This window comes from Pseudomonas furukawaii (genome assembly GCF_002355475.1).
Classification (GTDB): Bacteria; Pseudomonadota; Gammaproteobacteria; order Pseudomonadales; family Pseudomonadaceae; genus Metapseudomonas; species Metapseudomonas furukawaii.
On record NZ_AP014862.1, the window covers coordinates 1,769,364 to 1,790,014 of the forward strand.

A 20,651-nucleotide genomic window follows, 5' to 3' on the forward strand; every position below is an offset into this window, starting at 1 on the left:
TTTACCCCTGCAAGCGCATTGAAAGGAAAAATTCTTGCAGTTCGTCGGGTTATTCGAATCCGATGTGACTCGCCCATGACCTTGCTAAAAGCAGGCCACTTCCGCCTCGGTGAGTGACCGGTAGTCGCCGGGCTGCATCCAAGGGTCCAGCTCGAGGGGGCCGATCGACTCCCGATGCAGGCTGGTCACGCGGTTGCGGAAGTGGCCGAACATGCGCTTGACCTGGTGATAGCGGCCCTCGTGCAGGGTCAGGCGGGCCTTGCGCGTGTCGAGGATCTCCAGCTGGGCGGGGAGGGTGGTCAGGTCCTCGAAGGCGAAATAGAGCCCTCGGGCGAAGGTCTCGACGTACTCGCCGCCAATGGGGTCCGCGGTTTCCACCAGGTAGACCTTGGGTTGCTTGCTGCCGGGCAGCGTGAGCCGGCGGGACCACTGGCCGTCGTTGGTGATGAGCAGCAGGCCGGTGGTGGTGAGGTCGAGGCGGCCGCCCAGGTGCAGCTCGTGCTTGTCCGGCTCGTCCAGCAGGTCCAGCACCGTGGGGTGGTCCGGGTGCTCGGTGGCGCTGACGTGGCCGGAGGGCTTGTAGAGCATGATGTAGCGCGCCGGCTTGCCGGCCTGCAGTACGCGCTGGTCCAGCTCCACCCGCTGGAATTCCCGAATATCGCAACGGCCGTCGGTGACCCTTTCGCCATCCACCCGAACCCGACCGGCGGCCAGCAGCAGGCGTGCATCGAGGCGGTTGAACTCGGGAAAATTGCTCAGGAATCGATCAAGGCGCATCAGTTTGGTGCGTCGGGCGGCAGTGCCTGGGCACAGCGTGGGCAGAGGCAGGCGCGGTCGATGTCCGCCGGTGGGATGCGCGCCAGGGCCGCCGGGTCGATGGGCGTGGAGAAGCACCAGCAGTCCTCGCCGGCCCGCGCCGGATCGGCCTGGGTGCAGTGGTTGCTCTGACCGCAGAGCGGGCAGCGGGTCGGGTCGTTGGGGGTGCTCATGGATGGGGACGGCGATGGAAAGGGCGCAAGGGTGAGGCCTGGGGCGTCATGCTGCAAGCCCGGGCCGATGGGCTGGTGTTGCCGTCCGCTGGGGATCGCCTAGGCTCGAATATGCAAGACGTAAATGTCTGTATGCGACATGGCCGCATTCACAAAAGTCTGAAGGCATTTAAGAAGCTAACGCATAATCGCGGTCTATCGAGTCTGTCATCCACTTCCTGAGCCGAGCTGCCCGTGTCCGCCAATATCAATGCCGTCAACAAAGCCAAGGCCTGGTCGGCCCATGGCGTCACCGCCACCGGTGTCGTCCTTGCCCTGATGGCCATTCTCGCCCTGTTCGACAACCAGCCGCGCGATTGCCTCCTCTGGCTCGGTGCGGCGTTGTTGGTGGATGGCCTCGACGGCACCCTGGCGCGACGGGTTCAGACCAGCACCATGCTGCCGAACTTCGACGGCTCCACCCTGGACCTGGTGATCGACTACCTCACCTATGTGTTCATCCCCGCGATCTTCATCTACCGCTATATCGACCTGCCGGACCATACCGCGCTGGTGGCGGTGAGCCTGATCCTGGTGTCCTCGCTGTTCTGCTTCTGCAACCTGAACATGAAGAGCAGCGACAACTATTTCGTCGGCTTCCCCGCCGCCTGGAACGTGGTGGCGCTGTACGTCTGGATCATCGACCCGCCGCCGGTGGTGAGCCTGCTGCTGATCTGCGTGCTGGCGGCGCTGACCCTGACCAAGCTGAAGTTCCTGCATCCCTTCCGGGTGCGCAGGCTGATGCCGCTGAACATCCTGGTGACCTTCATCTGGATGATCAGCAGCATGCTGCTGATCATCCAGCATCCCTTCTACAAGTCCCTGGTGCTGGGCATCTGGTGGCTGGCCTCGGCCTACTTCGTCGGCATCTGCCTGTGGCGCAGCCTGCTGGACTGGACCCACAAGCTGAAGGCCTGAGCACGGGCTGCTGCCCGAAGGGCCACTTACCGGCCGCGTTGCGTCGTCTCCCTGCCACGCCCCTGCCTCAGGGGCGGAGCGTACCCGGGGCCTTACCAGAGCGGCAGCGTGTAGCTGAGGATCAGGCGGTTCTCGTCCAGGTCGCTGCCGAAGTGGCTGGTGCGCACCGTGGCGTTGCGCCATTTCAGGCCAAGGTTCTTCAGCGGGCCGCCCTGGATGACGTAGGCGATGTCGGTGTCACGTTCCCATTCCTTGCCGTCCTCGCGCCCGGCGCCCAGTTCCACGCCGTCGCCGGAGAGGTAGCGGGTCATGAAGGTCAGGCCGGGGATGCCGACGCTGGCGAAGTTGAAGTCGTAACGGGCCTGCCAGGAGCGTTCCTCGCGGTTGGCGAAGTCGCTGATCTGCACGAAGTTCACCAGGTAGGCATCGCTGCCGTTGACGTAGGCGAAGCCGGTGTCGCCGCTCATGCGCTGGTAGCCGAGGCCCAGGGCGTGGCCGCCGAAGGCGTAGGTGAACATCGCGCCGAAGGCCTTGTTATCGACGTTGCTGCCGCCTTCGTCGCTGGAGTGGGCGAAGCGCAGGTCGCTCTTCAGGCTCCGGCCCTCGCCCAGGGGCAGCAGGTGGTTGAGATTGAGCTGATGCTGGCGATAGAAGTCGTCCAGGCGGCCGAAGCCGTAGCCCGTGGTGAGGCTGTCGCTCCATTTGTAGCTGAGGTTGGCGAAATCGAAGGCGTCGCTGCCGGTGCTGCGGGCGCGGATGTTCTTCGCGCCGACGGTGGTGATGCCCATGTCCTCATAGTCCGAGGAGTCGCGCTGGTTCACCTGGGTCAGGCGTCCGGCGTCGAAGGTCAGGCCATCGAGCTCCAGCGAATTGAGCTGGCCGCCCTCGAAGGTCTGCGGCAGCAGGCGCGAATCGTTGGCCAGCAGCACCGGCAGCTTCGGCATCAGGGTGCCCAGCCTGAGGGTGCTCCTGGACGCCCGCAGCTTGGCGGTCAGGCCCAGTTCGCCGTATTCGTCCTGGGCACGCTTGGGGGCTTCTCGGTCGCGCTTCAGGAGGCCGGAGCCGGCGCGGTCCGGGCTGGAGTCCAGCTTCACGCCCAAGAGGCCGATGGCGTCCAGGCCGACGCCGACCGTGCCTTCGGTAAAGCCCGATTCATAGCGCAGGAGGAAGCCCTGGGCCCATTCCTCGGCCTTGGCCTGGGGGGCGCCGCTCTGGCGGAAATCGCGGTTGAAGTAGAAATTGCGCAGTTCGAGGCTGGCCTTGCCGTCCTGGATGAAGTCGGCGGAGGCGGGGACGGACAGGCCGAGGGCGCCGCTGGCCAGGATCAGGCCGGAGGTGAGGGTGGTGCGCTTCATGGGGGTTCCTTTTGTTGTTGTTCTGTCGCCCGGAGGCGGAATGAAAAGGGCGCGGCCCAAAACGGCCGGACCGCGCCACGCTCAACGGGGGAGGCGCCGGGGCCGGACGGTGGCCCCGGGCTTCGTTTCATGGATCAGTGACTGCTGGCGGCCGCGGCGCCGAGGCCGGTCTGGGCGCGGACGAACTGGTCGTCGTAGGCCGCCCGCTCGCGCTGCCCACGGGCGCTGCGGTCGAGGCTGGAGACCAGGACGATCACCGCGAAGGCCAGGGGCATGGAGAACAGCGCCGGATGGTCGTAGGGGAAGATCGCCTTGGCGTTGCCGAGCACGGTCACCCAGACGGCGGGGGAGAGGACCACCAGCACCAGCGCGCTGACCAGGCCGGTGAGGCCACCGCAGAGGGCGCCACGGGTGGTCAGGCCCTTCCAGTACATGGCCATGATCAGCACCGGGAAATTGGCCGAGGCGGCGACGCCGAAGGTCAGGCCCACCAGGAAGGCGATGTTCATCTGCTCGAACAGCAGCCCCAGGCAGATGGCCACCAGGCCCAGGCAGACGGTGGCGATGCGGCTGACGCGCATTTCCTCGCGCTCGCTGGCCCGGCCTTTCTTCAGGACGGTGGCGTAGAGGTCGTGGGAGATGGCCGAGGCACCGGCGAGTGCCAGGCCCGCCACCACGGCGAGGATGGTGGCGAAGGCCACGGCCGAGAGGAAGCCGAGGAAGAGGTTGCCACCCACTGCCTTGGCCAGGTGCATGGCCACCATGTTGCCGCCGCCCACTAGGGCGCCGCCCAGCTTGCCGTCGACGAAGTACTGCGGGTCGGTACCGACGATGACGATGGCGGTGTAGCCGAGCACGCAGACCACCAGGAAGAAGAAGCCGATGAAGCCGGTGGCGAAGAGCACCGAGCGACGGGCTTCTTTGGCGTTGGGCACGGTGAAGAAGCGCATCAGGATGTGAGGCAGGCCGGCGATGCCGAAGACCAGGCCGAGGGACAGCGACACGGCGTTGATCGGGTCGGCCAGCAGCGAGCCCGGGCCCATGATGCCGTTGCCGATGGCGTGGGCCTCGATGGCGCGGGCGGCGAGGTTTTCCAGGCTGAAGCCGAATTCGCTCAGGGCCATCAGCACCAGGGTGGTGCCGCCGGCCAGCAGCAGGACGGCCTTGACGATCTGCACCCAGGTGGTGGCGATCATGCCGCCGAAGATGACGTAAACCAGCATCAGCACGCCGACCACTATCACCGCCATCTGGTAGTCCAGGCCGAACAGCAGCTTGATCAACTGGCCGGCGCCGACCATCTGCACGATGAGGTAGCAGCAGACCACGGTCAGCGAACCGACGGCGGCCAGGCTGCGCACGCGGGTCTGGTCGAGGCGGTAGGAGACGATGTCGGCGAAGGTGTACTTGCCCAGGTTGCGCAGGCGTTCGGCCATCAGGAAGGTGATCACCGGCCAGCCGACGAAGAAGCCGATGGTGTAGACGAAGCCGTCGTAGCCCTTGGCGAACACCAGGCTTGAGAGGCCCAGCAGGGTGGCCGCCGACATGTAGTCGCCGGCGATCGCCAGGCCGTTCTGGAAGCCGGAGATGCCGCCGCCGGCGGTGTAGAAGTCCGAGGCCGAGCGGGTGCGCCGGGCCGCCCACCAGGTGATGGCGAGGGTGGCGAGGACGAAGACGAAGAACATGCCGATGGCGTGCAGGTTCAGCGGCTGCTTGGGCGCCTCGGCGGCGACGGCGCCCAGGGGGGACAGGGCGAGGAGGGCGAGGAGCGCTTTCATGCCTTGGCCTCCTCGATGATCTCGGCGCTGAGGGCGTCGAAGCGGGTGTTGGCGCTGCGCACGTACCAGGCGGTGAGCAGCCAGGAGAGGACGATGATGGCGGCGCCCAGCGGGAGGCCCCGGCTGAGGTGGCTGCCTTCGTACAGCGGCAGGTGCAGCCAGCCCGGGACGAAGGCTACCAGGGAGATGAAGAGGTAGTAGACCCCCAGCACCACGGCGCTCAGGGACCAGGCGAGGGTCGCCCGCTGGCGTGCCAGGCGCTGGAACTTGGGGTTGGACCGGATGCGTTCGAAGCTGTGGCTGTGAGGTGTTTCGAGGTGGCTCATGACGGGCTCCGCTTGTTGTTGTTGTCGATGCCGGTGGTGACCGTCGCAGGCTTTTCGGGCATGCGACGGCCCCTGGCGGCGCCCGTGGGCGCCACCGTGTTCGTGAGTCGGGTCGGCCCGGCCGCAGCCGGGTGAGGTCAGAGGTTCTTCGCCATGTCCCGCAGGACGTACTTCTGGATCTTGCCGGTGGAGGTCTTCGGCAGCTGGGTGAAGACCACGGTCTTCGGCACCTTGAAGCTGGCCAGGTGCTCGCGGCAGAAGCCGATGATGTCCGCCTCGCGGGTGTCGGCGTGGTCCGCCTTGAGGGTGACGAAGGCGCAGGGCGTTTCACCCCACTTCTCGTCCGGGCGCGCCACCACGGCCGCTTCCAGTACGGCGGGGTGGCGGTAGAGCACGCCTTCCAGTTCGATGGTGGAGATGTTCTCGCCGCCGGAAATGATGATGTCCTTCAGTCGGTCGCGGATTTCCACGTAGCCGTCCGGGTGCCAGACCGCCAGGTCGCCGGTGTGGAACCAGCCGCCTTCGAAGGCTTCGCTGGTGGCGCTGGGGTTCTTCAGGTAGCCCTTCATCACGGTGTTGCCGCGCATGAAGATCTCGCCGATGGTCTGGCCGTCGCGGGGCACGGGTTCCAGGGTCTTGGGGTCGGCCACCATCACCCCTTCCAGGGTGGGGTAGCGCACGCCCTGGCGGGACTTGATGCGGGCGCGTTCCTCCAGCGGCAGCTCGTCCCACTCCTCGTGCCAGGCGCACACGGTCACCGGCCCGTACACCTCGGTGAGGCCGTAGACGTGGGTGACGCGGATGCCCATTTCCTCCACTGCGCCGATCACCTTGGCCGGCGGCGCCGCGCCGGCCACCATGGCGTTCACCGGGTGGTCGATGGCGGCCTTGGCCGAGTCCGGCATGTTCACCAGGGCGTTGAGCACGATGGGCGCGCCGCACAGGTGGCTGACCTGGTGATCGCGGATCAGGTTGAGGATCTTCTGCGGGTCGACGCGGCGGAGGAACACATGGACGCCGGCCAGGGCGGTCACGGTCCAGGGGTAGCACCAGCCGTTGCAGTGGAACATCGGCAGGGTCCAGAGGTAGACCGGCTGGTTGCCCATGTTCCAGGTCATCTGGTTGCCCAGGGCGTTCAGGTAGGCGCCACGGTGGTGATAGACCACGCCCTTGGGGTTGCCGGTGGTGCCGGAGGTGTAGTTGAGGGAGATGGCCTGCCACTCGTCCCGGGGCCATTGCCAGGCGAATTCCGGGTCGCCCTCGGCCAGCAGGGCCTCGTAGTCCAGGTCGCTCACCGCCTGGCCTTCGCCGTACTCCGGATCGTCCACGTCGATCACCAGCGGCGGCTGGTCGAGCATGCCGATGGCGGCGTGGATCACATCGTGGAACTCGCGGTCGGTGATCAGTACCTTGGCTTCGCCGTGCTGCAGCATGAAGGCGATGGCCTCGGCGTCCAGGCGCACGTTCAGGGTGTTGAGCACGGCGCCGATCATCGGCACGCCGAAGTGAGCCTCGAGCATCGCCGGGATGTTCGGCAGCATCACCGCCACCGTGTCGCCCTGGCCGATGCCGCGACCGGCGAGCGCCGAGGCCAGGCGCCGGCAGCGGCTGTAGGTCTCGGCCCAATTGCGGCGGATGGATCCGTGGATCACGGCGGGGTAGTGGGGATAAACGGCGGCGGTGCGCTCGATGAAGCTGAGGGGGGAGAGGGCGATGTGGTTGACGGCGGCAGGAGCGAGGCCCTGATCGTAGATCGACATGCTGGATACCCGGCGGCGGATTATTAGCTCTTCTGTACCGGCTCTTCTGGTAAGGCCGATAGTTCTCTGGGGCGATTTATATACCGACTTTGTGTTTGTATGGAAGTACTTCTAGAGTCGTATAGTAAAACTACTATATTAAATCTGATGCTTTGGTAGGACGCCTCTCGATCCATTCTGAGGCGTTATATGCTTTCCCACCCCCAGCCGCTGGACCCGCCATGACCCAGACTCCGGTTCGACTTCACACCTGGTTGCGCCTGCAACGCGAAGGGGTGCCCCTGGGCGTCCGGGCCGATGCCCTGTGCCGCGCCGTGCGGGGTTGCCCGGAGGTGCGCCAGGCCTTCTACCTGTCCTGGCAACCGGGGGCGCGCATCTACAGCCACGAAGGCGGTGGCCAGCAGTTGCCCCCCGGGCAGGGTGACCCGCTGCAGGCCAGCGATGAAGCGCTGGCCGCGCGCCTGGCGGCGGAGGGGCGGCTGGGACTGGACCAGGTGCGCCAGCTGGAGTGCTGGCTGGCCGGGCGACTGCGCCGGGCCGGCATCAGCCACGGCCAGGCTTTCGCGCTGTCGCTGGATGCCGGTCCGCCCGGGATGTTGCTGGTGGAGGTGCATGAGGGCGTCAGCCTGGACTGGCTGGGCTGGGTCCATGAGCTGCTGACCACCCTGCTGGGCAGCATCAACGGCCTGCTGCGGGCCTCGCCGCTGCTGGGCCAGGACCCGCAGCCCAGCCTGCTGCTGGACGCCGAGGCCCGCCCCCTGGAGTTGAACGCCGCGCTCCTGACGCTGTTGGGAGAGCAGCCTCTGGAGCACGCCCTGCGCCTGCTGCCGGTGAACCATGTCGCCCTGGTTCGCGCCTGCCTGGACCAGGCCCGTGCCATCGAGGGGGTGGAGGCCCAGTGCGGCGAGCGGGTGCTGATCTGGACCTACATTCCCGATGCCCAGGAGCGCCGGGTGCTGGCGCGCTGTCGCGAGGCCACGGCGCAGATCCTCACTGAGCGCGAGGCGGCGCGGGCCCGCCGGCTGTACCGGCTGATCACCGAGAACACCACCGACCTGATTTCCCGCCATACCCCGGACGGTCGCTTCCTCGACGCCTCGCCCGCGTCCTGGACCCTGCTGGGCTACTGGCCCGAGGAGCTGCGCGGGCAACTGGCCCAGTGCCTCTTCCATCCCCAGGAAGTGGCGCAGCTGGTGCAGCGCGCCCAGGACGCCCTGGAGCAGGACGGCTACCACACCATGACTTACCGCATCCGCCACCGCGCCGGGCATTACCTCTGGTTCGAGACCGCCAGCCGGGCCATTCGCGAAACCTACACCGGTGCCGTGGTGGAGGTGGTCAGCGTGTCCCGGGACATCACCGCGCGGGTGCAGGCGGAAGAGAACCGCCGGCGCCTGGCCGAAGTGGTGGAGGCCAACACCGACCCGGTGCTCTTCGTCGACCCCGCCGGCCATATCACCTACCTCAACCCGGCGGCGCGCAAGGCGCTGGGCCTGGCCGTCAGACAGCCGATGCCGGCGCTGTCCGAGGTGATCGCCGCCGACGACCTGGCGCGGCTGCAGCGGGAAGGCTGGAGCACCGCCGAGCGCCTGGGCGTGTGGAAGCTCGACACGCGCCTGCAGCCGCCCGCCGGAGGCGCCTCGGTGCCGGTTTCCATGGTGCTGCTGGCCCACAAGAGCGCCGGCGGGGAGCGCTATTACTCCCTGGTGGCGCGGGACATGACCGAGCGCGAATTGCGCGAGGCCCAGCAGCGCCGCCATCAGGACGAACTGGCCCACACCGCGCGACTGGTGACCCTGGGCGAGCTGGCCTCGGGCATCGCCCATGAGATCAACCAGCCGCTCGCGGCGGTGATGAACTACGCCGGGGCCAGCCAGCGCTACCTGCAGGCCCTGGGCAGCAACCCCGAGGCGGCCCGGCGGGTGGCCCAGGGACTGGAACGCATCACCGAGCACGCCAACCATGCGTCGGAGGTGATCAAGCGGCTGCGCGCCTTCTTGCGCAAGGGCCAGCGCCGCATGCAGGCCCTGGACGTGGCTGAGGTGGCCCGCGAGGCGGTGCGCCTGTGCGCCTGGGAGGCGGGTGCAAGCCAGGTGGCGATCGAGGAGCAATTGCCGGAGAATCTGCCGCCGGTGTTCGCCGACCGGGTGCTGCTGGAGCAGGTGCTGCTGAACCTGCTGCGCAACGCCATCGACGCCAACCGCGAGGCGCATCCGGGGCAGCCGTCGCTGATCCGCCTGATCGCCCGGGCGGAGGCGGGGCAGGTTTTGATCGACGTCCGCGACCAGGGGCCGGGGCTGGATGAGGAGGCGCTGGGGCGAATCTTCACGCCGTTCTACACCAGCAAGCCCGATGGACTCGGGCTGGGCTTGTCGATGAGCCGGAGCATCATCGAAGGATTTGGCGGCGCCCTCGACGGGATGCCGGACGAGGCGGGCGGGCTGCTGATGCGCTGCCGCCTGCCGCGGCAATAACAAGAATCGGAACGGAGTTGAACGATGCCCAACAGCGGCGAGCAGGTGGTGTATGTGGTGGACGACGACCAGGGGATGCTGGACTCCACCGTCTGGCTGCTGGAGTCGGTCGGGCTCAAGGCGCTGCCCTTCACCAGCGGCCGGGCCTTCCTCGAGGCCTGTGATGCCGACCTCGACGCCTGCGTGCTGCTGGACGTGCGCATGCCCGGCATGGGCGGCCTGAACGTCCAGGAGGAGATGCGCAGCCGTGGGCTCGACCTGCCCATCATCTTCGTCAGCGGCCACGCCGACGTGCCCATCGTGGTCCGCGCCTTCAAGGCTGGCGCCCGCGACTTCATCGAAAAGCCCTACAACGAACAATTGCTGCTGGACAGCGTGCAGCAGGCCCTGTCCAGCCATGAACCGAAGCGCGGCAACGACGCCGGCCAGGGGCAGCTGAAGGAGCGCCTGGACAGCCTCACCCCTCGCGAGCGTGATGTTCTGCTGCCCCTGGTACAGGGCTACACCAACCGCGAGATCGCCGAGCAACTGGACATCAGCGTGAAGACCGTGGACCTCTACCGCGCCCGGGTGATGAAGCGCATGCAGGCCGAGCGCCTGCCGGACCTGGTGGGCATGGCCATCGCGGCGGGGCTGGTGGACCCGCTGAAGCTGCGCTGATGCCTGCGCGGCAGGGTGCGCGATGCTCACCGCGTGCACAATCCGTAGCCCGGATGAAATCCGGGGACAGGTCCGAACTCCGGGGGAACAAGGCGGAACCCCGGCCGATAACGCCCGGCGCCTCGGCCCTCCCGTAGGACGCGTCGCGCGCATGTCCGGGTCAGGTGCAATGTTTAGCCATCGCTCAACCAAAGATAAAAAAACCTGAATTTTATTGACCCAACCGGCCGTGCGAGCCTGCGAGGCATTCCAATAACACGGCTTTCCCTCATGGGTTGTCCCACTCCGCACCAATCGTCGCTGGCCGCCATGCCCCTCGGGCAGGTCCGGGTCACGCGTCGTACTCCCGGAGTGAGGCCCAAGGTCCAGTTCTCCCACGAATGGGCCGCCCGTCTGCTGATCTCCCTGCCGCTCGAACTCGCCTTCTGGGCGCTCTGGCATTGCCGTCACGCCCGTCCGCCGGACAGCGCGCTCGCCTGATCCGGGCCACCGCCGTGGCCCTTTCCCCACTTCAGAACGAGACCCTCGACCCTTGCCCAGCGGGCGGGGACGAATCGCGTGCCATGCGGCACTAACAGAGAGCGCCATGACCTTTGCCACTGTGCAGGAAGCCCGGGATTTCCTTGAGCGGAACCCGGATATCGATGCCATCGAACTCTTCATCCTCGACGCCAACGGCGTTCCCCGCGGCAAGCTGCTGCACCGCGACGAGCTGCTGGCCGTCTACGAGTCGGGGCGTCCGCTGCCCAGCACCATCCTCGGCCTCACCCTGCACGGCGAGGACGTGGAGAACTCCGGCCTGGTCTGGGACGTGGGCGATATCGACTGCCGCGCCTACCCGCTGCCCGGCAGCCTGGTCCGCCTGCCCTGGCGCCGTATGCCCACCGCCGCCGTGCAGGTGAGCATGCACCCCGAAGCCGGCATGCCGGCCGCCATCGCCGATCCCCGGCATGTGCTGGTGGAGGTGATCGAGCGCCTCAAGGCCGACGGCTATCACCCGGTGATGGCCTGTGAGCTGGAGTTCTACCTGCTGGACCAGAAGCGCGACGCCAGCGGGCGCCCGCAGCCGGCCCTGGATGCCGACGGGCAGCGCCCCCGCAGCACCCAGGTCTATGGCCTGCGCGAGCTGGAGCAGATCGAACCCTTCCTCGCCGACCTCTACGCCGCCTGCAAGGCCCAGGGCATTCCGGCGCGCACCGCCATTTCCGAGTACGCGCCGGGCCAGGTGGAGATCACCCTGGAGCACGGCGACGCCCTCGAAGCCATGGACCAGGCCGTGCGCTACAAGCGCCTGGTCAAGGGCGTGGCCCATGCCCACGGCATGCAGGCCTGCTTCATGGCCAAGCCCTTCTCCGAGATCGCCGGCACCGGCATGCACATGCATGTCAGCCTGGCCGACGCCGAGGGCCGCAACCTCTACGCCAGCGAAGACCCCGCCGGCACCCCGCTGCTGCGCCAGTCCGTCGGCGGCATGCTGGAGAGCCTGCTGGACTCGCTGCTGATGTTCTGCCCCAACGCCAACTCCTACCGCCGCTTCCAGGCCAACAGCTACGCGCCGCTGGCACCGACCTGGGGCGTGGACAACCGCACCGTCAGCTTGCGCGTCCCGGGCGGTCCGGCTGCCAGCCGGCATATCGAACACCGCATCTGCGGCGCCGACGCCAACCCCTACCTGGCCGCCGCCGCCATTCTTGCGGGCATCCACCGGGGCATCCGCGAAAACCTCGATCCGGGCGAGCCCGTCGAGGGCAATGGCTATGCCCAGGCCACCGAACTGCTGCCCACCGACTGGCTCACCTCGCTGCGCGCCCTGGAGCGCTCCAGCTGGGCCCGCGACGCCTTCGGCACCGCCTTCCTCGGTGTCTACCTGGCGGTGAAGCGGGCCGAGTACCGCCAATTCATGGCCGAGGTGGGCGAGCAGGACTGGCGCTGGTACCTGAACCAGGCCTGATCGCCCGCGCCGAGTCTGCCCCTGTTCGTGGGAGCGAACGCATTGGCGAATCGCTCCCCATAGATAAGAAGGATCCACCATGACCGCTGCAATCAGACACCCGCTGCCCGCCCCCGAGCGCGCGCCGTCCTATTATTCCGCGACCCTTAATGAAGAGACCGCCTACCCGACCCTGGAAGGGGAGGTGAATGTCGACATCGCCATCATCGGCGGCGGTTTCACCGGCGTCGCCACGGCCGTGGAGATGGCCGAGCGTGGCTACAAGGTGGCCCTGGTGGAAACCCACAAGATCGGCTGGGGCGCCACCGGCCGCAACGGTGGCCAGGTCACCGGCAGCCTGTCCGGCGACGCCGCCATGCGCAAGCAGATGAGCCGCTTCCTCGGCCCTGAGGTGGACGATTTCATCTGGTACCTGCGCTGGCGCGGCCACGAGATCATCAAGAACCGCGTAGCCAGGTACGGCATCCAGTGCGACCTCAAGCACGGCCACCTGCACGCGGCCATGAAACCGTCCCACATGGACGAGCTCAAGGCCTCCTATGACGAGGCCGTGCGTCGTGGCATGGGCGATGACGTCACCCTGCTGGATGCCGCCGGCGTGCGCGAGCATCTGGCCTCCGACCTCTACATCGGCGCGGTGAAGAACACCCGCAACATGCACCTGCACCCCTTGAACCTGTGCATCGGCGAGGCCAAGGCCGCCGCCAGCCTGGGTGCGCTGATCTTCGAGCACTCCGAGGTGCAGGACATCATCCACGGCGATCGCCCGGCGGTGGTGACCCGTCGTGGCCGGATCAACGCCCAGCAGGTGCTGCTGGCCGGCGACGTCTACCACAAGCTGGAGCGCAAGCAACTCAAGGGCATGATCTTCCCGGCCATGGGCGGCATCGTCACCACCCGCCCCCTGGGCGACCTGGCCAAGCAGCTCAACCCCCAGGACCTTGCCGTCTACGACTGCCGCTTCGTCCTCGACTACTACCGTATGACCGGCGATGGCCGCCTGCTGTTCGGCGGTGGCGCCAACTACTCCGGCCGCGACTCCCGCGATATCGCAGCGGAGCTGCGGCCCTGCATCGAGCGCACCTTCCCGCAGCTCAAGGGCGTGGAGATCGACTTCAAGTGGAGCTGCGCCATGGGCATCGTGATGAACCGCATCCCGCAGCTGGGCAAGCTGTCGAAGAACGTCTGGTACTGCCAGGGCTACTCCGGCCACGGCGTCGCCACCACCCACATCATGGGCGAGGTCATGGCCAACGCCATGAGCGGCAGCCTGGAGAAGTTCGACACCTTCGCCCAGTGCCAGCACATCCGCGTCCCCCTCAGCGAACGCCTGGGCAACCACATGCTGGCGGTGGGCATGTGGTACTACCAGCTGATGGAGAAACTGCGCTGACCAGGATTGTTGTGCGTCCTTAGAGCCGGCCCAGCGCCGGCTTCTTTTTTTCTTCGCAGCAACCGCCGGATGGTGCCGGGCGCAATGAAACCCATCACCGCACAAAGCGTGCAGGCGACCAGTCCGCAGGATGGCGTAGAGCGCAGCGAAACCCATCGGCGTGCCGGCACCCGACCTCGCCGGTGGGTCGGTGGAGCGTGACCCACCCTACACGCGTGCCGCCGAGCGGCCCGTAGGATGGCGTAGAGCGCAGCGAAACCCATCGCCGTGCCCGCAGCGGACCTCGCCGGTGGGTCGGTGAAGCGTGACCCACCCTACACGCGTGCCGCCGAGCGGCCCGTAGGATGGCGTAGAGCGCAGCGAAACCCATCGGCGTACCCGCAGCGGACCTCGCCGGTGGGTCGGTGAAGCGTGACCCCCCCTACACGCGTGCCGCCGAGCGGCCCGTAGGATGGCGTAGAGCGCAGCGAAACCCATCGCCGTACCCGCACCGGACCTCGCCAGTGGGTCGGTGAAGCGTGACCCACCCTACAAGCGTGCCGGCGAGCAGACCGCAGGATGGCGTAGAGCGCAGCGAAACCCATCGGCGTACCCGCAGCGGACCTCGCCGGTGGGTCGGTGGAGCGTGACCCACCCTACACGCGTGCCGCCGAGCGGCCCGTAGGATGGCGTAGAGCGCAGCGAAACCCATCGGCGTACCCGCAGCGGACCTCGCCGGTGGGTCGGTGGAGCGTGACCCACCCTACACGCGTGCCGCCGAGCGGCCCGTAGGATGGCGTAGAGCGCAGCGAAACCCATCGGCGTACCCGCAGCGGACCTCGCCGGTGGGTCGGTGAAGCGTGACCCCCCACAAGCGTGCCGGCGAGCGGTTCGTAGGATGGCGTAGAGCGCAGCGAAACCCATCGGCGTACCCGCAGCGGACCTCGCCGGTGGGTCGGTGGAGCGTGACCCACCCTACACGCGTGCCGGCGAGCGGTTCGTAGGATGGCGTAGAGCGCAGCGAAACCCATCGGCGTACCCGCAGCGGACCTCGCCGGTGGGTCGGTGGAGCGTGACCCACCCTACACGCGTGCCGCCGAGCGGTTCGTAGGATGGCGTAGAGCGCAGCGAAACCCATCGGCGTACCCGCAGCGGACCTCGCCGGTGGGTCGGTGGAGCGTGACCCACCCTACACGCGTGCCGCCGAGCGGCCCGTAATTGGATGGACTCGCCCTCGCCGAGGCGTCGAGCGCGCCACGGTGGCACCCTACGATAACCACCGACAGCGAGGGCAAGGCCATGCAAAAGCGTACGACGAAACCGCAAGCTGCACACCCGGAAACGCTCTCTCTGTGCACGACAGTCGCTGTTGATCTGGCCAAGCAGGTGTTCCAAATCGCCGGCGAAGAGGCGCACGGAGAGCTGGTGTACGAAAAGCGTCTCCAGTCGCGCGAGGCGTTCTCGAGGTTTTTGTACCAGATCGCCAAGGGCGCGACGGTCTTGCTGGAGACCGGGCCGGGCGCACAAGCCTGGGCAAGACAGGTGCAGGCCCTGGGTTGTCAGGTGCGCTTGTTACCCGCACAGCGAGTCGCCGAGCACCGCAGTGGTGCCAAGAACGATCGCAACGATGCGCAGGCGATCTTGCGCGCCGGACGCGATACCACCATCCATGCCGTACCGGTGAAAACCGTGGAGGCCCTGGCCATGCAGGCGGCGCATCGGGTCAGACAGGGCTACATACGGCGCCGGACGACGCTGGGTAATCAAATCCGGGGGCTGCTGCTCGAGCATGGCCTGGCGATCCCGCAAGGCGCTGCAGCGCTCAGCGACCGCGTGAGCCGGATTCTGGAGGATGCCACGTTGCCGCTGCCAGACCTGCTGCGTGAGCTGATCGCCGATATGCAGGCGGAATGGCAGGCTCTGGAAGGCCGTCTCCTGCTGCTGACCAAACGGCTGGAACAATGTGCGCACGCGGACAAGACCGCCTCGCGACTGATGAGCGTGCGCGGGGTTGGGCCGATCATCGCCACTGCCCTGGTCGCCAAGCAGGTCGAGCCCGCGCGCTTCCCGAATGCACGCCAGTTCGCGGCCTACTTTGGCCTGGTACCCGATCAGCACAGCAGCGGCCAGAAGGTTCGGCTCGGCAAGATGAGCAAACGCGGTGATGGTTATCTGCGCAGCCTGATGGTCGAGGGCGCCCATGCGGTGCTCCGCACGCTCAAGGCTGACTCCGAGGAAGTGGACGACCGTCGGCTGAACCGCTGGATGCAGCGGCACGGACGCAAGGGGGCGGCCATACGTCTGGCCAACCGCAACTTGCGTATCGTCTGGGTGCTGCTGCAGTCGGACGCCCGCTACTGCCGTAATCCCTCTGTCCAACCGGGAGCAACGATAGCCGAATAGATCCCACGAGATCCCGCCACCGAGGCGCTGAGCGCCTCAACCGCTGCTGAGAACATTGACCCCAGGTCAGACCGCCGCGCGATGATGCCTGCCATCCTACTGGCCCCTAAGCCTCTTCGTAATTGGCACGGCGCGAGCTCAGACAATGTTGGCCCGGAGCCCCTTTGCGGCTCCCTTGCTGAGGCCTGATACATAGATGCAACCGGGTTTCTCTGTTCAAAGCGGGTTGACAGTAAAAGGCGAGTCCATACATAGGATGGCGTAGAGCGCAGCGAAACCCATCGACGTGCCTGGCCGGAGCCAAGCCGCAACGCCACATTTGTTCCACCCATAAAACGTTGTTTTATGTGTAGAACAGCAACGCCTGTTACCAAATGAAGCACGCCTGCCCTGAAGGTGTGCATCGAGGACCCAGTTTCGGCAATGGGCGCTCGAGCGACTTTTTCCCTCATCCGTGTCGCTTGTCGGAGATTCATCGCCGACATCGCTCTCAATTCAAATAACTTATTGATTTATAAGGTTTAACCCTCGAAACAAGGGGGCTCTTTCACCTGCCGATTTCCTGGCATGGCTCATGCAAGTTTCATAAATAAAACGATGTTTCGTATATGAAACAAGTGTGAGGCCGAAAACAGATGAGAGCCACCGCATTGAACATCTACACCGCCGAACAGCTGCAGGGTGCGCCCAGGGCCGACGAAGTCCGGGCCGAGATCGAGTTCCGGGGTGTCACCAAGCGTTTCCCGGCCAAGGGCAAGGCGGAACCCACCGTCGCCGTGAATGGCCTGGACTTCAGCATTCGCCGTGGTGAGATCGTGTCCATCATCGGTCCGTCGGGCTGTGGCAAGAGCACCCTGCTGAACATGGGCTCCGGCCTTTACATGCCCAGCGAAGGCGAGGTGTATGTCGGCGGCGAGCGGGTCAACGGCCCGGTGAAGCGCGTCGCCTTCATGCTGCAGAAAGACCTGCTGATGCCCTGGCGCAGCATTCGCCGCAACATCGAACTGGGCCTGGAGATCGAGGGGCGTCCGGCCGCCGAGCGTCGCGACATCGCCGAGCGGATGCTGCTGAAGTGCCACCTGGAAGGCTTCGGCGACCATTACCCCTTCCAGTTGTCCGGCGGCATGCGCCAGCGCGCCGCCCTGGCCCGCACCCTGGCCACCGATCCCCAGGTGCTGTTCCTCGACGAGCCGTTTTCGGCCCTGGACGCCCAGACCAAGATGATCCTCCAGCAGGACCTGGCGCAGATGCTCCATGAGCAGCGGAAGACGGCCCTGTTCATCACCCACGACCTGATCGAGGCCATCGCGCTGTCCGACCGCATCCTGGTCATGAGCGCCCGCCCGGGAACCATCATCGAGGAAATCGAGGTGAACCTGCCGCTGCGGGAGAACCCCCTCGAACGTCGCAAGCTGCCGGAGATCGGTCCCCTCGCCGGGCGCCTGATGACCCTGCTGAAAGTCGGCGAAGACTCCGAGCTGCACTGAACCGTCCCCGATCCCATTTCCCCTACAGGAGCTGCAGATGTTCAAGAACCTGATCCACGCCACGTTCTTCTGCGCCGCCCTCGGTGCCGGCCTTTCCGTGCAGGCCGCGCCCAAGGAAATCACCTACCTGCTGCCGGCACCGCCGAACTCCCCGGCCTTCGCGCCCTGGATCATCGCCCAGCAGAAGGGCTACTACGCCCAGCAGGGCCTCAAGGTCACCTTCGTCGCCGGCAAGGGCGGGGTGGATGTGGCCAAGCAGATCGGTGCCGGCAACGCCCTGGTGGGCGGCGCCATCGGCGACACCCCGATCATCGTCCGCGCCAATGGCGTGCCGGTGAAGGCGGTCGCGGTGCTGGGAGCCAGCGGTGTGACCATGATCGCCACCGACGAGCAGGCGGGCATCGGCAGCATCAAGGACCTCAAGGGCAAGACCCTGACCGTGATGTCCTACTCCGACACCACCTACTACGCACTGCTGGCCTCCATGCGCAAGGCCGGGCTGAGCAAGACCGATGTCGAGGTCCAGGCCGCCGGCCCGTCCGGTGTCTGGCAACTGTTCTCCGCCGGCAAGTCCCAGGCCATGGCCGGTGTGCCGGACTGGGTGGTGAATGCCGAGGACGCCGGCCTCAAGGTCAAGCTGATGCCCCGCAGCGAAGTCTTCGAAAGCATGGCCCAGGCGATCCTCGCCTCCGAGGAGGCCATCGAGAAGCAGCCGGAAGTGGTCGGTGGCGTGGTCAAGGCCACCCTCATGGGCATGCGCGACATCATCGCCGACCCGAAGCAGGCCGCCGCCACCTTCGCCGAGGCGGTGCCCAGCTACAAGGGCAAGGAAGCCAGCCTGGAGAGGGTCCTGCGCCTCTACGTCGAGCACGTCTACGCCAACCAGCAGCCCCTGGGCCACATCGACCCCGCGCGCCTGGACACGGTGCGCAAGTTCTACGTGAGCGAAGGCATCGTCGGCCGCGAGACGCCGCTGGATGAGCTCTACACCAACCGCTTCGTCGACGCCGACGACGTGGCCGCCAAGCAATAAGGTGCCCCGATGAACAGCCTGAACAAACCCATGCTCGGCAGCGTCGCGCTGCTGGTCCTGTTCCTCGCCGCCTGGCAATGGGGCCCCGGCCTGCTCGGCATGCCCGAGTTCGTCCTGCCCAAGCTCAGCCGGGTGATGGAGGAGGGCGTGGCCATGTGGCGCAACGCCGACCTCGTCGAACACACCGCCATCACCACCCTGGAGATCATCGTCGGCTTCGGACTGGGTGCCCTGCTGGGGGTGGCCATCGGCGTCGCCCTGGGCCTGTCGCCCACCACCGAGGCCATGCTCTCGCCCTACATCCTGGCCTTGCAGATCGCGCCCAAGGTGGCCTTCGCCCCGCTCTTCGTGATGTGGCTCGGCTACACCGTGTACCCGAAGATCCTCATCGCCGTGCTCATCGTGTTCTTCCCGGTGATGATCAACGTGCTCTCGGCGATCCGCACCGTCGACCCGGACATGATCAACCTGGTCCGCGCCATGAGCGCCAGCCGCTGGCAGATCTTCCGCCTGGTGGAGTTCCCCTCGGCCATGGCCGCGCTGTTCTCCGGCCTGCGCATCGCCTCCACCCTGGCGGTCATCGGCGTCACCGTCGGTGAGCTGGTGGGCGGCAACAAGGGCCTGGGCTTCCTGCTGGTGGACTCCGAAGGCCAGGGCAACACCGCCGGCGTCTTCGTCGCCATCGTCATGCTCACCCTGATCGGCGTGCTGGCCTACAGCGCGGTGGTCTGGGCCGAGAAGCGGGTGCTGCACTACCTGCCCAAAGCCAACCTGAGCACGGTGTGAACGCCATGAGCCTGAACTCCCTTCTCGAAGGACGCCGCGTGCTGATCACCGGCGGCGCCCGCGGCCTGGGCTTCGCCTTCGCCGAGGCGGCGGCCCGCGCCGGAGCCCGGGTGGTGATCGCCGACATCCTCGAAGACCGCGTCCTGCGGTCGGCCGAAGACCTGTCCGCCCAGGGCCTGGATGTCAGCGGCCTGTTCCTGGACCTGGCCGCCCCGGCGTCCATCGAGCGCTGCACGGCCGTCGCCGTGGAGCGCCTGGGTGGCCTCGACGGCCTGGTCAACAACGCCTCCATCACCCACTCCGGCGGCAAGAGCTGCGAAGAGCTGGAGATCGAGATGTTCGACCGCGTGCTGCAGGTGAACGTGCGCGGCACCTGGCTGATGACCCGCGCCTGCCTGCCGGCCCTGCGCCAGAGCGGCCGTGGCACGGTGGTCAACCTGGCCTCCGACACGCCGCTCTGGGGCGCACCCAACCTGCTGGCCTACACCGCCAGCAAGGGCGCGGTCATCGCCATGACCCGCAGCCTGGCCCGCGAACTGGGCGGCGACGGCATCACCGTCAATGCCATCGCCCCCGGCCTGGTCGAAGTGGAGGCCACCGCCTACGTGCCCGCCGCCCGGCACCAGCTCTACCGCGACCAGCGCGCCCTTCAGCGCGGCCAGGTACCCGAGGACGTCTGCGGCGCAGTGCTCTTCGCCCTGTCCGACCTTTCCCGCTTCATCACTGGACAAACCCTGCCGGTCAACGGCGGGTTCGTCATGCCCTGATCAGGAGACTCCCCCATGACCGATCTGAACCAGAACACGCCCAAATCCTGGGATCGCCCCGAAGGCGCCAGCTTCGAGGAGTGGTGCAATACCCGCATCGCCCGCTACTCCACCCGCAAGTACGACTGGGACGCCCTGAAGTTCCAGGCCGACCACGACCCCAAGTTCCGCCGCGCGCAGATGCGCTACATCGGCACCGGCGGCACCGGCGTGGCCAGTGACATGAACACCATCCCCTCCGAGCACTTCACCTTCTCCACCATGGTGATCCCGGCCGGCCACGAGGGCCCGCCGCACCTGCACGTCGATGTCGAAGAGGTCTTCTTCGTCCTGCGCGGCAAGCTCAAGGTCATCCTGGAAAAGGATGGCGAGCGTTTCGAGACCATCCTCACCGACCGCGATGTCATCTCCGTGCCGCCGGGCGTGTACCGCGAGGAGATCAACATCGGCGACGAGGACGCCCTGATGTGCGTGATGCTCGGCGCGAAGAAGCCCATCACCCCGACCTATCCGCCGGAGCACCCTCTGGCGAGCATCAAGCGCTGAGGTCACC

Annotated in this window: 18 protein-coding genes; 12 read left to right on the forward strand and 6 right to left on the reverse strand. The window is 66.9% G+C overall.

The genetic code is table 11. The features are described from left to right. Positions 1-84 precede the first annotated feature (84 nt). Both KF707C_RS08305 and KF707C_RS08310 read right to left on the reverse strand, forming a co-directional pair. Positions 85-777, reverse strand: coding sequence for a pseudouridine synthase (locus KF707C_RS08305; RefSeq protein ID WP_003451009.1), 693 nt, complete (start codon positions 775-777; stop codon positions 85-87). After that, positions 777-989 (reverse strand): cysteine-rich CWC family protein, encoded by a 213-nt coding sequence (locus KF707C_RS08310; protein WP_003451011.1) that lies wholly within the window; start codon positions 987-989, stop codon positions 777-779. The genes KF707C_RS08305 and KF707C_RS08310 overlap by 1 nt, the downstream gene beginning before the upstream one ends. 228 nt (positions 990-1,217) lie before the next feature. On the opposite strand from KF707C_RS08310, the gene pcsA reads away from it, so the two are divergent. Then, positions 1,218-1,946: a phosphatidylcholine synthase gene (gene pcsA, locus KF707C_RS08315; RefSeq protein WP_231992328.1), complete on the forward strand. Its 729-nt coding sequence runs from the start codon at positions 1,218-1,220 to the stop codon at positions 1,944-1,946. A gap of 92 nt (positions 1,947-2,038) precedes the next feature. Here the strand turns inward: pcsA and KF707C_RS08320 are convergent, their stop codons facing one another. The 4 genes from KF707C_RS08320 to KF707C_RS08335 form a co-directional block, all read right to left on the reverse strand. Next, on the reverse strand, positions 2,039-3,301 hold the full coding sequence (locus tag KF707C_RS08320) for an OprD family porin (protein WP_096368009.1): 1,263 nt from the start codon (positions 3,299-3,301) through the stop codon (positions 2,039-2,041). Positions 3,302-3,435: 134 nt separating this feature from the next. Further along, the gene (locus KF707C_RS08325; protein ID WP_003448686.1) at positions 3,436-5,079 is read right to left on the reverse strand and encodes a cation acetate symporter; all 1,644 of its coding nucleotides are present in this window, start codon (positions 5,077-5,079) and stop codon (positions 3,436-3,438) included. Further along, on the reverse strand, positions 5,076-5,405 hold the full coding sequence (locus KF707C_RS08330; RefSeq protein WP_003448684.1) for a DUF485 domain-containing protein: 330 nt from the start codon (positions 5,403-5,405) through the stop codon (positions 5,076-5,078). Before KF707C_RS08330 ends, KF707C_RS08325 begins: the two co-directional genes overlap by 4 nt. Before the next feature lie 137 nt (positions 5,406-5,542). Then, entirely contained in the window at positions 5,543-7,165 is a 1,623-nt protein-coding gene (locus KF707C_RS08335) for an acyl-CoA synthetase (RefSeq protein WP_003448681.1), read from the reverse strand. A gap of 221 nt (positions 7,166-7,386) precedes the next feature. On the opposite strand from KF707C_RS08335, the gene KF707C_RS08340 reads away from it, so the two are divergent. From KF707C_RS08340 to KF707C_RS08385, 11 genes are all read left to right on the forward strand, one after another. After that, entirely contained in the window at positions 7,387-9,639 is a 2,253-nt protein-coding gene (locus KF707C_RS08340) for a PAS domain-containing sensor histidine kinase (protein ID WP_003448680.1), read from the forward strand. A gap of 24 nt (positions 9,640-9,663) precedes the next feature. Next, positions 9,664-10,299 carry a response regulator transcription factor gene (locus KF707C_RS08345; RefSeq protein WP_003448678.1) on the forward strand — a complete coding sequence of 212 codons (636 nt, stop codon included), beginning with the start codon at positions 9,664-9,666 and terminating at the stop codon, positions 10,297-10,299. 270 nt (positions 10,300-10,569) lie between these two features. Next, complete coding sequence (locus tag KF707C_RS29315; protein WP_131679662.1) at positions 10,570-10,779, forward strand: hypothetical protein; 210 nt, start codon at positions 10,570-10,572, stop codon at positions 10,777-10,779. 106 nt (positions 10,780-10,885) lie between these two features. Next, positions 10,886-12,250 carry a glutamine synthetase family protein gene (locus KF707C_RS08350; protein ID WP_003448675.1) on the forward strand — a complete coding sequence of 455 codons (1,365 nt, stop codon included), beginning with the start codon at positions 10,886-10,888 and terminating at the stop codon, positions 12,248-12,250. A 79-nt stretch (positions 12,251-12,329) separates the two neighbouring features. Continuing rightward, positions 12,330-13,643, forward strand: a complete 1,314-nt coding sequence (locus KF707C_RS08355) for an NAD(P)/FAD-dependent oxidoreductase (protein ID WP_003448674.1) — start codon at positions 12,330-12,332, stop codon at positions 13,641-13,643. Positions 13,644-14,921: 1,278 nt separating this feature from the next. After that, complete coding sequence (locus KF707C_RS08360) at positions 14,922-16,025, forward strand: IS110 family RNA-guided transposase (RefSeq protein WP_036992720.1); 1,104 nt, start codon at positions 14,922-14,924, stop codon at positions 16,023-16,025. A gap of 635 nt (positions 16,026-16,660) precedes the next feature. Continuing rightward, complete coding sequence (locus KF707C_RS08365) at positions 16,661-17,512, forward strand: ABC transporter ATP-binding protein (RefSeq protein WP_081608092.1); 852 nt, start codon at positions 16,661-16,663, stop codon at positions 17,510-17,512. Positions 17,513-17,549: 37 nt separating this feature from the next. Further along, a complete protein-coding gene (locus KF707C_RS08370; protein WP_003452777.1) occupies positions 17,550-18,545 on the forward strand; it encodes an ABC transporter substrate-binding protein in 996 nt (331 codons plus the stop codon). A gap of 9 nt (positions 18,546-18,554) precedes the next feature. Beyond that, positions 18,555-19,331 carry an ABC transporter permease gene (locus tag KF707C_RS08375; protein WP_003452773.1) on the forward strand — a complete coding sequence of 259 codons (777 nt, stop codon included), beginning with the start codon at positions 18,555-18,557 and terminating at the stop codon, positions 19,329-19,331. Positions 19,332-19,336: 5 nt separating this feature from the next. Continuing rightward, positions 19,337-20,098, forward strand: coding sequence for an SDR family oxidoreductase (locus tag KF707C_RS08380; RefSeq protein ID WP_085986665.1), 762 nt, complete (start codon positions 19,337-19,339; stop codon positions 20,096-20,098). 15 nt (positions 20,099-20,113) lie between these two features. Further along, entirely contained in the window at positions 20,114-20,644 is a 531-nt protein-coding gene (locus KF707C_RS08385; protein WP_003452768.1) for a cupin domain-containing protein, read from the forward strand. The last annotated feature ends 7 nt before the right edge of the window (positions 20,645-20,651 follow it).